At 71.9% G+C, this 13,656-nt stretch carries 13 protein-coding genes and 1 other RNA gene; all 14 read right to left on the reverse strand.

The genetic code is table 11. The features are described from left to right. Positions 1 to 51: 51 nt before the first annotated feature. Complete coding sequence (locus ET989_RS08495; RefSeq protein WP_131168112.1) at positions 52 to 1,299, reverse strand: winged helix-turn-helix domain-containing protein; 1,248 nt, start codon at positions 1,297 to 1,299, stop codon at positions 52 to 54. A 40-nt stretch (positions 1,300 to 1,339) separates the two neighbouring features. Further along, the gene (hpf, locus tag ET989_RS08500) at positions 1,340 to 1,945 is read right to left on the reverse strand and encodes a ribosome hibernation-promoting factor, HPF/YfiA family (RefSeq protein ID WP_131168113.1); all 606 of its coding nucleotides are present in this window, start codon (positions 1,943 to 1,945) and stop codon (positions 1,340 to 1,342) included. Positions 1,946 to 2,083: 138 nt separating this feature from the next. Further along, positions 2,084 to 2,779 (reverse strand): ComF family protein, encoded by a 696-nt coding sequence (locus tag ET989_RS08505; RefSeq protein WP_131168114.1) that lies wholly within the window; start codon positions 2,777 to 2,779, stop codon positions 2,084 to 2,086. A gap of 24 nt (positions 2,780 to 2,803) precedes the next feature. Further along, positions 2,804 to 4,504 (reverse strand): LpqB family beta-propeller domain-containing protein, encoded by a 1,701-nt coding sequence (locus ET989_RS08510; RefSeq protein ID WP_131168115.1) that lies wholly within the window; start codon positions 4,502 to 4,504, stop codon positions 2,804 to 2,806. Further along, a complete protein-coding gene (mtrB, locus tag ET989_RS08515) occupies positions 4,501 to 6,054 on the reverse strand; it encodes an MtrAB system histidine kinase MtrB (protein ID WP_131168116.1) in 1,554 nt (517 codons plus the stop codon). Before mtrB ends, ET989_RS08510 begins: the two co-directional genes overlap by 4 nt. Then, positions 6,051 to 6,695, reverse strand: coding sequence for an MtrAB system response regulator MtrA (gene mtrA, locus ET989_RS08520; RefSeq protein ID WP_241656282.1), 645 nt, complete (start codon positions 6,693 to 6,695; stop codon positions 6,051 to 6,053). The genes mtrB and mtrA overlap by 4 nt, the downstream gene beginning before the upstream one ends. Before the next feature lie 67 nt (positions 6,696 to 6,762). Continuing rightward, positions 6,763 to 7,338, reverse strand: coding sequence for a YqgE/AlgH family protein (locus ET989_RS08525; RefSeq protein WP_241656274.1), 576 nt, complete (start codon positions 7,336 to 7,338; stop codon positions 6,763 to 6,765). 66 nt (positions 7,339 to 7,404) lie between these two features. Further along, positions 7,405 to 7,775: a transfer-messenger RNA gene (gene ssrA / locus ET989_RS08530) on the reverse strand. Positions 7,776 to 7,853: 78 nt separating this feature from the next. Continuing rightward, the gene (locus ET989_RS08535) at positions 7,854 to 8,423 is read right to left on the reverse strand and encodes a DUF1707 and DUF4870 domain-containing protein (RefSeq protein WP_131168118.1); all 570 of its coding nucleotides are present in this window, start codon (positions 8,421 to 8,423) and stop codon (positions 7,854 to 7,856) included. A gap of 88 nt (positions 8,424 to 8,511) precedes the next feature. Beyond that, positions 8,512 to 8,880 carry an FKBP-type peptidyl-prolyl cis-trans isomerase gene (locus tag ET989_RS08540; protein ID WP_131168119.1) on the reverse strand — a complete coding sequence of 123 codons (369 nt, stop codon included), beginning with the start codon at positions 8,878 to 8,880 and terminating at the stop codon, positions 8,512 to 8,514. A 15-nt stretch (positions 8,881 to 8,895) separates the two neighbouring features. Then, positions 8,896 to 10,764: a DUF2207 domain-containing protein gene (locus ET989_RS15165; protein ID WP_180320772.1), complete on the reverse strand. Its 1,869-nt coding sequence runs from the start codon at positions 10,762 to 10,764 to the stop codon at positions 8,896 to 8,898. Position 10,765: 1 nt separating this feature from the next. Then, entirely contained in the window at positions 10,766 to 11,239 is a 474-nt protein-coding gene (gene smpB, locus ET989_RS08550; RefSeq protein ID WP_131168153.1) for an SsrA-binding protein SmpB, read from the reverse strand. A 74-nt stretch (positions 11,240 to 11,313) separates the two neighbouring features. Beyond that, positions 11,314 to 12,639 (reverse strand): M23 family metallopeptidase, encoded by a 1,326-nt coding sequence (locus ET989_RS08555; RefSeq protein WP_131168120.1) that lies wholly within the window; start codon positions 12,637 to 12,639, stop codon positions 11,314 to 11,316. Positions 12,640 to 12,753: 114 nt separating this feature from the next. Further along, on the reverse strand, positions 12,754 to 13,656 hold the full coding sequence (gene ftsX, locus ET989_RS08560) for a permease-like cell division protein FtsX (protein ID WP_206662278.1): 903 nt from the start codon (positions 13,654 to 13,656) through the stop codon (positions 12,754 to 12,756).

Here is a 13,656-nt window from a genome sequence, read left to right on the forward strand (position 1 = left end):
GTCGTCTTGCGGCAACCGGCTCGGCGCCACCCCCATGGTAGGGGGTCGGGCTCAGACGGCGGACGCCAACGCCGCGGCGAGCGTGCCGCGCGGGACGACCGCCACATCGGCCAGCCCCAGCCAGCCCCCCATGAGGTGCAGTTCGGACGCCAGCGCCGCGGCCACCTCGGCGACCCGGCCGGGTGAGCCTGTCGCAGCCCCTCGGGTGGCCGGGCCCGACGAGGCCCACTCCTCCACCCACGCCGACTGCACCCGTAGGACGCCGCCGACGCGGTCGGCCTTGAGGTCGACGCGCGCGGCGGGCCGGTCGCCGTACCAGAACAGGTAGACGTAGTACCCGTACCGGCGCTGCGGCTCGGGCACGTAGATCTCGATGCGGTAGTACGTGCCGAACAGCTTCTCCAGGCGCTGCCGCTCGAACACCGACGAGTCGAACGGGCTGACCAGGGCCTGCGCGTGCAGGCTGCGGGGCATTCGGGCGTCGTGCCACAGCCAGTGCTGCCCCGGCACGCCGGCCACCTCGACGGGTTCGAGCAGGCCGCGGTCCGACAGTCGCGCCACGGCCTCCCGGGTGGACGCCCTGCGCAGGTAGAAGTACTCACTCAGCGCCGTGAGGTCGGCGACGCCGAGGGCGCGGGCGGCCCGTGCCACGAGGGCGTCGTGGCAGTCGGCGTCCGGCGGGTCGGGCGTGGCGAGCACGGCTGGCGGTAGGACGCGCTCGGTGAGGTCGTAGCGGCGCTCGAAGGCGGAGTTGCGGCCGGCAACGCTGAGGGTGCCGACGTTGAACAGGTGTTCCAGGACGTACTTGGCCTCCGACCAGTTCCAACCCCAGTGCACCTTCTGCCGCTCCTCGTCGTGCTCGACCTCGCGCGGCGTGAGCGGCCCGGACGCCGCGACGTCGGCCAGGATACGGTCGACGAGGTCGGGGTGCCGCTGCAGGATCTCGGCGACCCGGCGGTGGTCGGCCGCGGCCTCGGCCCGCTTGCGGATGCGCAGGGCGGGTTCCAGCTTCACGTCGATGAGGCTGGCGGCGTGGCCCCAGTACTCGAACACGCGCCGGGGGGCGGACGACCACGCCCGCTCGAGCAGCGCTGGGTCGTAGGGCCCGAGCCGGGCGAACAGGGGCATCAGGTGGGCACGGACGGCGACGTTGACCGAGTCGATCTGGAACTGGGCGACCCGGTCGACCTCGGCCTGGACGTGCCGCATGCTCGGCGCGGCCGGGCGCGGGCGTCCGAACCCCTGGGCTGCCAGCGCGACGCGTCGGGCCTGCGCGTGGGACAGGCGGCGGCCGGGCATCAGGATCGCTCCCGACGCCCGGCCGCCCCGTGGTTCTGGGTCACCCCTCGGCGTCGACGTCCAGGTGGATCACGCCGTAGTCGTAGGCCTTGCGGCGGTAGACGACGCTCGGCGCGCCGGACTCGGCGTCGACGTAGAGGAAGAAGTCGTGCCCAACGAGTTCCATCTCGTCCAGCGCCTGGGCGAGGCTGAGCGGAGTGGCGGGGAAGATCTTCTCCCGGACGACCAGCGGGCCGTCACCGGTGACCTCCAACCCGGCGATGCGTCGGACCTGCGGCCCGTCCTCCCCTGCTGCGGGCTGTGCTGCCGGCGGCACCTCGAGGGTGTCCGACACGCGGAGGCCGCGGTGCACCTTGCGCCGGTCGGAAGCGCGGCGGAGCTGGGACTTCATCTTGTCGAGCGCGTGCTCGAACGCCACGGACTTGTCGTCTGCCGACGCGACGGACCGGACGACCGGTCCCTTCCCGATGAGGGTGATCTCGACCTGGGTGGCTTGGTCGGGTTGCTTGTGCTGGTTCGCGGAGACCTGCACCTCCACCCGCTGCACACGATCACGGAACCGTTCGATCCCGGAGATGCGCTCGGCGACCTTTTCCCGGAAGTCGTCGGAAATGGTGATACGACGGCCGGTGACGATGACGTCCATGTCAACCTCCTTGTTCAGGGAACACAAAGGCACCGCGCCCACTCCCCTGATGTGGGTCAGGGGCTGGCGTTGGTGCCATACCCACAACCTAGCGCGGAACAGTCCCACAATCACGCGTTCGGTCGTGTTCGTCCCGGTTCAGGCGCGCGACGCCGGGGACCTGCGGGGAGTCGCCGCCACGACCGCGCAGGCGGACGCCGGCGTCCCGGCCGCGGCCAGCGCGCGGCACGCCTCGGCGAGGCTGGAGCCGGTCGTCGTGAGGTCGTCGACCACCACCCGGACACCCGCGCGACCCTCCCCCACGGGCCGCGCAGCGAGGGCCCCGACGAGGTTGTCCCGGCGGCCCTGCTCCCCCAGCGACGCCTGATCGGCCACGCGACGCGCGTGCCTCAGCCGTGGCTCCACGCTCGCCCGAACGCCGACGCCGGCCAGCGTGCGCGCCGCCACGCGCGCGAGGGTGAGGGTGGTGTCGAGCCCGCGCTCGCGCACCGAGCGCGCCTGGGACGGCATCGGCACGAGCACCAGCCCCGCGATCGGCACGCCGGTGCCGCGGGCCGCGGCCAGGACGCCGAGCGCGAGCAGTTCCCCCAGCAGCGCGCCCAGCCACCAGCCGGTGCGCTCCTTGTAGGCGACCACGCAGCGGCGCCACACGTCGGCGTACGGCGCGGCCGCCCAGACCGGGACGCCGCAGGTGGGGTCGGCCACCGCGAAGGGCTCCACGCCGGACAGCAGCGCGGCGCAGGCGGCGCAGAGCCCGGCCCCGGGCGTCCGGCAGCCGGGGCAGGCCGCCCCGAGCAGGAGCCCGGCGGCGGCGTCCACGAAGGGTCCCGGCACGTCCGAGACACTAGGCGGCGCCTGTCAGGGGTAGAACACCGCGGCGAGGTCGACGTCGTGCTGGCTCCAGCGCAGGTCGCTGTTGTAGCGCCACACCCGGCCGTCGGCGGCGCGGACCATCGCCGGGACGCCGGGGGCCACGGCCAGCTCCACCAGGTCGTTGGCGTCCGTCGGCCCGATGGGGACGATGGTTGCGCCGTCCTGAGCCAGCGCCTGCACCGGGGTCGTGCGGCCGTCGTTGACCAACACGAGCAACGAGTCTGCCGCGCGCCAGCCGACATCGAGGGCGGTGAGCTGGGCCACCGACGTGGTGGCGACGCTGAGCTGGCGCCAGCCCTCCACGGTCACGTCGGCGCCGTCGTGGACGACCCGGGCCAGTCCCACCACCTGCTGGCCGCCGGGACGCTGCACGATCAGGGCGATGCGGGCGCCGTCGGGCGAGAGGCGGAACGAGGTGATGCGGCCCTCGGCCAGACCCTGCACGCGCACCGGCGTCCAGCCCCCCGCCTCCGGGACGCGTGCCAGCTCGCCGGCGTCGTTGCTGACCCAGACGTCGCCGTGGCGGTCGAACTGCGGACGGCGCAGGCCCGCCGACTCGGCGACCGGCGTCAGCACGGCCTCGCCGAGCGGGGCGAGGTAGAGCACCGACCGGTCGCCGGTCACGGCGGCGGCCACCAGGGCGTCCTGCCGGACGGCCGCGTGGGTGGCGCCGGTCACGCCGGGCGCGACCGGGAGGTGGTCGATGCGCTGGTTCCCCTCGACGACACGCACGATCTGGCCCCCGCTCAGGGCGAACAACTGCCGGCTGCTCTGGCGGGCGGTCGGGTCGGCCTCGGGGAACGCGCTCACGGGGATCGTGGACCCGTAGGGGGCGATCGCCCACGGCTCCTCACCCGCCCAGCCGACCGCGACGGACACGACCGACTCGAACGAGCGGTAGCTCCACACGAGCTGGGTGGCCAGGGCCGCCTGCTCGGCCGGCGTGAGGTCGCCGGCGAGGCGGCGCAGGGTGACGCGGGCCACGCCGGTCGCGGACACGGTCACGCCATCCAGGGCGACGCCGGGCACGGGTCGCTCAACGGCGGGCGCCAGCCAGCCGGTCGCGCCGCCGACGGCGGCGGCCGCCGCCCCCTCGTAGGCGCCGGGCCCGCGTGGGTAGTAGCGCGGGTCGGGCACGAGCCACCGGCTGCCCGGCCCCCAGAAGTAGGGAGTCACCCGGGTGAAGGCGCTGGAGAACAGGTACTCCGAGATGAGCAGGCCCTCGGGCGGGGCACCGATGCGCCACTGGCCGTCGGCGTTGCGCACCAGGCCGAAGTCGTGGTCGATCGTCTCGGTCGACTGGCTGTAGGCCCCCGCCGGGTCGAGCGTGCCGACCACCGGGGCGCGCAGGAGGGCGCCCTCCTCGGTCGCCACCACGGGGTTGCCCTCCGCGTAGATGCGGACGCCCGCCTCCGGCCGCCACTGGTCGGACGCCGCCTCGGTCAGGTAGGTGCGCGCGACCCGGTAGTCGGGCTGGTAGGACGCCATGGCGTGGAGGAAGCCCTCCACGACGGTGATCGGTGAGGCGTTGCGCCCCGGCGGGGCTGGCGCGATCTCGACGCCGGGGTTGAGGCGCCCGGGCGTCGCGGAGACGCGCTCGACCGGCCCCGAGATCGGGACGCCGCTGCAACCGGCCGCCGCGACGGCGAGCACCACGAGCAGGACGACCAGGCGGAGCCGCTTCATGCTCCCCTCCTCTCGGCCGGCACGACCGCCAGCGGGGACTCGGACACGGTACAGCCCGGCGTCAGGGGCAGGGTGAGACGGAACTGGGCACCGTGGCCCGGGCGTCCCCACGCGTTCAGCCAGCCGCCGTGCAGCTGGGCGTCCTCGAGCGCGATCGAGAGGCCCAGCCCGGACCCGCCGACGGTGCGCTGGCGGGACGAGTCGGCTCGCCAGAAGCGGGTGAAGACCTGGTGGGCCTGGGCGGCGCTGAAGCCGACCCCGTGGTCGCGGATGGTGACGGCCACGGCGTCCGTGTTCGTGGCAACGCGCAGCACCACGTCGTGGCCCTCGCCGTGCTCGATGGCGTTGCTGAGCAGGTTGCTGATGATGCGGCGGACGCGGCGCGGGTCAACCCGGCAGCGGGCCTCATCCGGGGCGTCGAGGACGAGCTTCGTGTCGTACGCCTCGGCCAGCGGTTGCTGCGCGGCGATCTCGGCGGCCACGAGCTGCACCATGTCGACCTCGTCGACCTGCAGCTCGGCGGCGCCGGCGTCGAAGCGGCTGATCTCCAGCAGCTCGGTGAGCAGATACTCGAAGCGGTCGAGCTCGCCCTTGAGCAGTTCGGTGGAGCGGCGCGCGGGGGCGGAGAACTCGTCACGGCCCTCGTAGAGCACGTCGGCGGCCATGCGCACCGTGGTCAGGGGCGTGCGGAGCTCGTGGCTGACGTCGGAGACGAACTGGCGTTGCACGAGCGAGAGGTTCTCCAGTTCCTGGATCTTGCGGCCCAGCTCGACCGCCATGTGATTCATCGACCGACCCAGTCCGGCCAGGTCGTCGGAGCCGCGGATCGCCATGCGCTCGTCGAGGTGGCCGGCAGCGATCCGCTCCGACGTCTCACGGGCGGCGCGGATGGGCCGCAGCGCCTGCAGCGAGATCAGGTACATCAGGCCGGTCATCAGGGGCAGGAACACCACGGCGGCGAGCAGGGCCGAGCGCTGGACGACCTCGAGGGTCTGCTGCTCCTGGTCCATCCCGAACAGGAAGTACACCGGGTAGCGGCCCGAGCCGGGCGCGAGCAGCGCACCGCCGACGACCAGGCCCGCCCGCGGCGTCCGGCCGTCGGTGAACGCGATCGAGGTCGGGGTGGTGAACAGGTCCTGCCCGCCGGAGGCGACGGCCTCGCGGATCGGCACGGGCACGGACGCCACGTCGACGCCGGCCGAGGTGATGTCGGAGACGGGTCCGGAGATGATCAGGTCGTACTGGTCGCCCACGTTGCCGCGGCTGGCGACGTCGCGGGCCAGGCGGGTCAGGTGCTCGTTCACCGTTGAGGTGCGCAGGTCGGCGTCACGCAGCGAGGCCTGCATGCCCTCCAGCACGGCGGACGCCTCGGAGACCGACTGGTCGGTCTTGGCCTCGAGGATGCCGCGGGTGGACTGGTCGACCAGCAGCCAGCCGGTGATGCCGAACACGACCAGCGCCGCCAGCACGCTGTTGGTCACGACCCGGAACGACAGCGACCGTGACCACCACCGGGCCGGGGCCCGGAGCACGCGGCCCAGCCGGCTCATGGCGCGGTGGGCGTCCCCGCGCGGTAGCCGATGCCCCGGACGGTCACGATGGTCTCGGGGTGCTCCGGGTCACGCTCGATCTTGCTGCGCAGCCGCTGCACGTGGACGTTCACCAGGCGGGTGTCGCCCGGGTGCCGGTAGCCCCAGACCTCCTGCAGCAGGAGCTCGCGCGTGAACGCCTGGCGCGGCTTGCGGGCCAGCGCCAGGAGCAGGTCGAACTCGAGCGGCGTCAGCGAGATGGGCTCGTCGCCGCGGTGCACGGTGTGGGCGTCCACATCGATGGTGATGTCGCCGATGCGGAGCGCGACCGGGTCGTCCCCCGGCGGCGCGGAGCGGCGCAGGCGCGTCTTGACGCGGGCCAGGAGCTCCTGGGTCTTGAAAGGCTTGGGCACGTAGTCGTCCGCGCCGGCCTCCAGGCCCTCGACGACGTCGGTGGTGTCGGACTTCGCGGTCAACATGACGATGGGGACGTCGGACTCGGAGCGAAGGTCGCGGCACACGTCCACCCCGTCGCGCCCGGGCAGCATGAGGTCGAGCAGGACCAGGTCCGGGCTGAACCGCCGGAACTCGTCCACGGCCTCATCCCCCCGGCCGACCCACGCGGTCTCGAAACCGGATGCCTGCAGCACGATCTGCAGCATCTCGGCCAGGGCCGCGTCGTCATCGACCACGAGTACCTTGCTGCCGGTCACACTCACCGATTCCCCCTCAGTTCAGCTCCGGTGTGGGCGTCCACGTTGCCAACCAGCCTAGTTCCCCGCCCTGACGGGCCAGCACCCGACGCCACAACGACTCCGGATCGGAGTCGAAGACGTCTGCGTGGCGGGCCGCGACGGGGTGCCACATGCCTTGGGCGACCTCGCCCTGCAGCTGGCCCGGGGCCCAGCCCGCATACCCGGCGAAGATGCGCAGGTCGCTGTAGGCGCCCGCCGCGAGCTCGAGCGGCGTCTCCAGGTGGAGCAGGCCGACCCGGTCGAACAGGTGCCGCCAGCCGGGCGGCTCCTCGGTCGGGTGGACGGGAGTGGCCAGGCAGATCGCGCCCTCCTGGGAGACCGGGCCGCCGTCGAACAGGCGGTGCGGCCACGTGGTCAGGGCGTCCCAGCCCGGCAGGACGCCGGACAGCTCGATCCCCGTGTAGGCGTTGAGCACGACGCCCAGCGCCCCGGAGTCGTCCACGTCGAGCAGCAGGACGACGGCCCCGTCGAAGACGCCGTCGGACAGCTCGACGCCGGCGACGAGCAGCGTCCCGGGCTGGAGGGGTGCGCTGGCGGTGTCCGGGTCCACCCCAGCATCATGGCACGAACATGCCCCGGCCCCGGCCTGGTGGGGCCGGGACCGGGGCATCGCAAGGGGTGGAGGTGGCGGGAGTCGAACCCGCGTCCTCGAGAGGCGAACCAGGTCTTCTCCGGGCGCAGCCGATGGTGTCGTTCTACTCGGCCCCCGTGCTCGTCATCGGCACGTCACGGACAGGCCCAGCCCTGGTTGAGTCCCGATCGTCCGCCACGGCGTCAGACGACCAGCAAGCCTTCTAGATGAGGCCAGGATCCGGGTCGAAGGCTAAACCCGGGCTGACCCTTCGATCACTGATCAGGCAGCGAGAGCGAAGTCTGCGCGATTGGTTTCGGCAGTTATTGGTTTCCAGCGTTCGTTAACGAGATGTCGCTGGCTCCTCGGCCCGCTTCTCCTGGGACTACCGTCCCAAGTCGAAACCAGTCACCCCCTGTTGAGTTGTTCTCCCGCACCGCCTGTCGAGGGCCCGGGAGCACTCCAGTATACGTCGGCCGACGCCTACCTCCCAATCAGCGGCCGTCGGTGCGCAGCGGCGCGACGCGCAGGACTTGCATCACCGGGTTGTGGAACGGCTGGCCGGACAGGGCCCGGGCTCCGCCCATCACGGTGAGGACGAGCCAGCCGAGCCAGCCGGTGACCATCAGCGTGGCCACCAGCTCCCCCGGCAGGAGCAGTCCCCCGACGACCGCGGTGACGATGCACGCCAGGCCGGAGACGAGTTGGAAGTTGAACGCCTTGGCCGCCTCGCGTCGCCCCGGCGTGCCGGGTGTGGCGACCGCGTAGAGGAACAGCGGCCCGAAGATCCAGCTGACCAGCGCCGACAGGTGCGCGACGGCGCCCAGGCCGGTGACCTGCGGGTGCTTGGCGACCACGGGTCGCGGGGCCATGATCCGCGCGGGGAGGCCCGCGAGGCCGGCGTTGAGGTCGCGTCGGGTCTGTGCCGACATCACCATCCCCAGCCGCTGGTCGAGTTCGAACTCGTCGAGTCGCCCGTCGCAGTAGGCGTCCTGTAGCAGCGTCTCCGCGCGGAGGCGTTCGGCGTCTCCCACGCGCAGGTCGCGGGAAGGAAGGTTGGTCATGCGGCCAGTCTGCCCGGCGATCAGCGGATCCCCATCGGGCCTTCCCCCCGACGCCCCCTGAACGGGGGCATCGGAGGTGGCCCCGGCGTCAGCGGACGCCGACGAGGTCGCAGACGAAGACGAGGGTCTCGTTGGGCTTGATGACGCCCCCGGCGCCGCGCGCGCCGTAGCCGAGGTGCGCCGGGATGGTGATGCGGCGGCGTCCGCCCACCTTCATGCCGGCGATGCCGGAGTCCCAGCCCTGGATGACCTGGCCGGCGCCCAGGCCGAAGACCAGCGGCTCACCGCGGTCGTAGGAGTTGTCGAACTCGGAGCCGTCGGACCAGGCGACGCCGACGTAGTGCACGGCGACCTGCTGGCCCGGCTTCGCCTCGGGGCCGGTGCCGACCTCGAGGTCGTCGAGCACGAGCTCGGTCGGGGCGTCGGTGTCGGGGATCTCAATGGTTGGCTTGTCCATGGGCCCCAACCCTACTCACCAGCTGCCGCCGCCGCCTCCGCCGCCACCGCCGCCAGAGAAGCCGCCACCGAAGCCGCCGCCACCGCCGAAGGCCGAACCGCCACCGCCGAAGCCGATGTCGTTGCTGAAGCTCGGGCCGTGCGAGGCCACCGAGGGGGCCGTCGAGGTCGGGATCGTGTGGCTCAGCGAGTCGAGGTGCCACAGCAGCAGGTGGGCGTCGAAGGTGGACGCCCCGTACCAGGAGGCGTCCGGGCGGGCCATGCGGCCCATCGCGATCGCCTGCTCGCAGACGCGGACCCAGCGGTCGGCCAACCCGAACAGTACCGCCCAGGGGAGGTACTTGGTGAAGATGTCCTCGCCCTCCTCGAACTTCAGCTGGTCGGCCTCAGCCGTGGCGATGTAGGTGCGGAACCCCTCCACCTGGTCCGTCCACGCGCGACCCAGGGCGGTGCGCTGGCCGCGTGCCATCTTGCCCTGCACGACGATGAGTGTGATCACCAGAGCGACGGTGGCCGGGACGAGGAACCACCCGAAGCCCGCCAGCAGGCGGACGTCGAAGAAGAAGAAGGCGATCATCGCCATCCACAGCAGCCCCATGATCGAGCCGCTCTTGCGCCCGCGGGCCACGCCGCGGAACCAGCGGTTGCCCAACGCCACGGTCCGCGCGTCGCGCTCGAGGGCGTCCGAGGCGTCGGCCAGCTGGCCGGCTCGGTCGAGCCGGACGGTGCCCTTGCCGCCGCTGAACAGTTCCCCGAGCAGCAGGGCGCTGGGGTCGTCGGGAGCCCGGCGCGGGTCGCGCAGCTCAGCTACGGGCCGGTCGCCGGACTCCAGCGTGATCGCCCCGTGCGTGGCCAGGCCGACCAGCGTGGCGGTGAGGTGCTCGGTCCTGTAGCGCCCGTCCAGAAGGAAGCCCGCGTAGGTGAGCGGCAGCTTCGGGGGCGCGAACGACACCGGAACCGGCACGTCCGGGTCGTTGCGCTCGACCCGGGTCGCCTCCCCCGCCAGCGGCACCGTCCCCGGCGGGACGCCCGCGTAGCGCTCGTCGTGGCCACGGCGGCGGTAGTAGAGGAAACCCGCGATCGGAATGGCGACCGCCGCGGCAGCCCCGGCGCCCTGCATCACGCGCGTGGCCCGCATCTCGGCGGCGTCCCCCCGCTCGCTGACAATCGGGGTGGTGTTGCTCACCGACGCCGGGTCGAGTTGCACGCCGATCGTCATCAGCGAGCCGGTCGGGATGCCGTCCGGCTGGGTGAAGGTGACCGTGTCGCCGGAGGTGACCGCGCGGGCGCAGGTCTGGGTCGAGCGCGGCGGGCCCACGAAGCACGTCGCCCCCTGGACGCCGCCGGGCACGGTGACGGTCACGGTCGAGGAGCGGATGGCGCCCATCGTCGAGCCGGTCACGTCCCAGTACAGCTCCGGCACGCCCGTCGACTGGGGGGTGCGCAGCGCGCCACGCACGTCGTAGGAGAGGACGTAGGTTGCGGTGGGCGTCCGGATCGTGCGGTTGGCGTCGCCGATGCGGATGCGCATCACCGACTCGCGCTCGGTGTTGGAGTAGTTCGACACCTGCCACGCCGTCGACACGTCGCTCGGGCTGGCCACCTGGATGTTCGTGACTTCGTAGGACATGTCCTGGTCGTCGTCGAACGGCTCACGCGTGACGAGGTAGCGCTCGTAGCCGTGCCGCCCGGAGTTCGGGCCGAAGCGCAGCTCGATGGTCTCGGTGACCCTCAGCAAGCCGTCCGCCGTCACCGTGTAGTCGACGTCGAAGCGGTCGTACGTGTCGCCGGCGGCGTGCGCCGGGGTCGCGACGCCCAGGACCCAGCCCAGCGCGAGGAGCAGGCCGGCCAGCGTGGCCAACACGCGGCGGAGGCCCGCGCGCACCTCAACGCCCCCGCTTGTTGCGGGAGGCCAGGGCGCGCTGGGCCTCGCGGTTGGCGTCCCGCTCGGCGATGGTTTGGCGCTTGTCCCAGTCCTTCTTGCCGGTGGCGACGGCGATCTCGACCTTGGCGTAGCCGTCGCTGAAGTAGATGGACAGCGGCACCAGCGTGCGGCCGGAGTTGGCCACCTCCTTCTCCAGCTTCGCGATCTCGCGGCGGTGGAGCAGGAGCTTGCGGTTGCGCGTCGGCCCGTGGCTGTGGGTGCCGAACTTGTACTCCGGGATGTTCACGCCCCGCAGCCACACCTCACCGTCGTCGATCGTGGCGAACCCGTCGGTCAGCGAGGCGCGGCCGGCGCGCAGCGACTTCACCTCCGTGCCGAGCAGCACGAGGCCGGCCTCGACACGGTCACCGATGTGGTAGTCGTGGCGGGCCTTCTTGTTCTGGGCGACGAGGACGCGCCCCTCGGGTCGCGGCATGGCCGACGGCTCCTTCCTGACGCGAGAGTGCCGCCCAGCATATAGCGGGGCGGCACTCGCAACGCGCGCGGCCGTCAGGCCACGTAGCGGACGGCGTTCACCGGGACGCCGTCCAGACGCAGCTCGAAGTGGAGGTGCGGCGTGGTGGACAGGCCGGTGCTGCCGACGTAGCCGATCAGCTGGCCGCGCTCGACGCGCTGCCCGACGCTGACGACGTTGCGTGAGTTGTGCGCGTACCCCGTGGTCACGTACTTGCCGTTGATGGCGTCGCCGTGGCCTATCAGGATGAAGTTGCCGTAGCCGCCGTTGGGGCCCGACTTCAGCACGGTGCCGGACTGGGAGGCGTAGATCGGGGTGCCCGTGGGGGCGCCCAGGTCGACGCCGTTGTGCATGCGCCAGTACTTCAGGATCGGGTGGAAGCGCATGCCGAACGGCGAGCCGTAGTTCGCGTTGACCGGGCGCTGGAAGCCGTGAGCCGACACGCGCGAGGACGACCGGGACGGGGTGCTCGCGCGGGGCGGCTGCGCCGACGAAGGCTTCTGGGTGTCCCGTGCCTCCTGCTCGGCCTTGCGGCGCGCCTCCTCCTCGGCCTTGCGGCGCGCCTCCTCCTCGGCGCGGATCCGGGCGATCTCGGCCTGGATCTCGCCCTGCAGTCGCTGCTCGTCGGCCTGGAGCGAGCGGAAAGCGGCCTCGTCGGCGTCCAGCTCGGACTGGGCTGCGGTGCGGGCCACCTCGTTGGCGGCGACCAGGCGGGCCACCATGGCGCGCTGGGCCTCGGCCTGGCGCTCGAGCTGGGCGATGCGGGCGACCGACTTCTCGGACTCGGCCTTCTCGCCGGCGATGCGGGCCTCGATCTCGGCCTGCAGGGCGCGGGCCGCCTCGAGCTCGTCGCGCACGGCGTCCAGTCGGGCCTTCTCGGCGGCCTGGGTGTCGAACACGGTGGTGTTCCACTGGAGGCGCTGGCTCATCTCGGCCGGCGTCTCGGCGCCGAACAGGACGGTCAGGTCGCGCAGGTCGCTCTGCTGCTGGAAGGACTCGCGGGCGGCCTGGCCGATGAGGGCGACCTGGGCCGCGACCTCCGCCTCGGCCTTGGCGACGCGCTGCTTGGCGAGCTCGAGCTCGGCGCGGGCGGCCTCGAGCTCGGCGGCGATTCGCGCGTCATTCTCGCGCGCGATGTCCAATTCCACGGAAATGTCGGCAAGCGCCGCCTGCGCATTTTCCAACTCATTCTGGGAGGTCAGGAGTGCCTGCGTCGCGGCATTCACATTCTGCTGCGCGGAATGGACACTGTCCTGAGCCGTATTGCGCTTGGTGCGGGTGTCGGCGACCTGGTTGCGGAGGTCGGACAGCGTCTCGGCGGACGCGAGGGGCGCGACCAGGGCGACGGACAGCACCGCCACCGTGCACACCCCCGCCAACCGACGCGCCCGACGTGACGCGCACACGGCTTCGTGGACCTGGCTCACTTCTTGACTCCCAACGGTTTCGCGTGTGCGAACCGCGCAGGAGAAGGCTCACACCTTCAGGAAGCGGCGGGTCGCAACCAACGTGGGGATCATAGAGAGGGCGATGGCGACGGCCACAAGCCAAACCACGGCAATCCCGACATGGTCCCAGCCGACCCACGTGAATCCCTGAAGGGCAGGTTTAGCCTTTTCCACGATCGCGAACTGCTGGATGGCCGCCAGCGTGGCGCACGCCAGGGCCGCCCCGCCGAGGGCCACGATCAGGCTCTCGAGCAGGAACGGCAACATGATGTAGGTGTTCGAGGCGCCGACCAGGCGCATGATCCCGATCTCCCGGCGGCGGGTGAAGACGGCCATCCGGATGGTGTTGCCGATCTGCAGGGCGGCCGCCAGCAGCAGCAGTCCAGACGCCCCGATGGCGAGCCACCGGCCCCAGTTGAGCCACTCGAACAACGGATCCAGGAATTGGCGCAGGTCCTGCACGTTCTGGACGCCGGGCATCATGCTCGTCTCGGCAACCACCTTCTGATATTCCTCAGGATTCGTCAGCTTGATCCTGAAAAGATCCTGCATGTCCTCAGCTTTCATGGACGCGAGGACGGGTGAATCGGCGTAGGTCTGCTTGAATTCGGCGAAGACCTCTTCCTGGCTCTGGTAGTAGACGTCGGCCACCTCGGGGTTGCCGTTCAGGGCGGCGCGGATGGCGGTGCGCTCGGCGTCGGTCGTTCCCTGACCGGGCGTGCAGTTCTCGCCCTGGGTGGCCGGCGTGCACAAGAAGACGTTGATCTCGATGCGGTCATACCACCGCCCCTTGATCAGGTCGACCTGCTGGGTCACCAGCACGCCGAGGCCGAAGAGGGTCAGCGAGACCCACATGGTGACGAGGACGGCGAGATTCATGCTCGCGTTGCGGCGGAGCCCCGAGAACAGCTCGGTGAGTGCGTGGCGCAT

It is taken from the genome of Propioniciclava sinopodophylli (assembly GCF_004324755.1).
GTDB classification, from domain to species: Bacteria; Actinomycetota; Actinomycetes; order Propionibacteriales; family Propionibacteriaceae; genus Propioniciclava; species Propioniciclava sinopodophylli.

Bases quoted from the DNA above. Each gene is read 5' to 3' on its own strand.
- ET989_RS08495 (WP_131168112.1), bottom strand. From the start codon at position 1,299: ATGCCCGGCCGCCGCCTGTCCCACGCGCAGGCCCGACGCGTCGCGCTG.
- hpf (WP_131168113.1), bottom strand. From the start codon at position 1,945: ATGGACGTCATCGTCACCGGCCGTCGTATCACCATTTCCGACGACTTC.
- ET989_RS08510 (WP_131168115.1), bottom strand. From the start codon at position 4,504: ATGAAGCGGCTCCGCCTGGTCGTCCTGCTCGTGGTGCTCGCCGTCGCG.
- mtrB (WP_131168116.1), bottom strand. From the start codon at position 6,054: ATGAGCCGGCTGGGCCGCGTGCTCCGGGCCCCGGCCCGGTGGTGGTCA.
- mtrA (WP_241656282.1), bottom strand. From the start codon at position 6,695: ATGCTGCAGATCGTGCTGCAGGCATCCGGTTTCGAGACCGCGTGGGTC.
- ET989_RS08535 (WP_131168118.1), bottom strand. From the start codon at position 8,423: ATGACCAACCTTCCTTCCCGCGACCTGCGCGTGGGAGACGCCGAACGC.
- ET989_RS08540 (WP_131168119.1), bottom strand. From the start codon at position 8,880: ATGGACAAGCCAACCATTGAGATCCCCGACACCGACGCCCCGACCGAG.
- smpB (WP_131168153.1), bottom strand. From the start codon at position 11,239: ATGCCGCGACCCGAGGGGCGCGTCCTCGTCGCCCAGAACAAGAAGGCC.
- ftsX (WP_206662278.1), bottom strand. From the start codon at position 13,656: ATGCGCCACGCACTCACCGAGCTGTTCTCGGGGCTCCGCCGCAACGCG.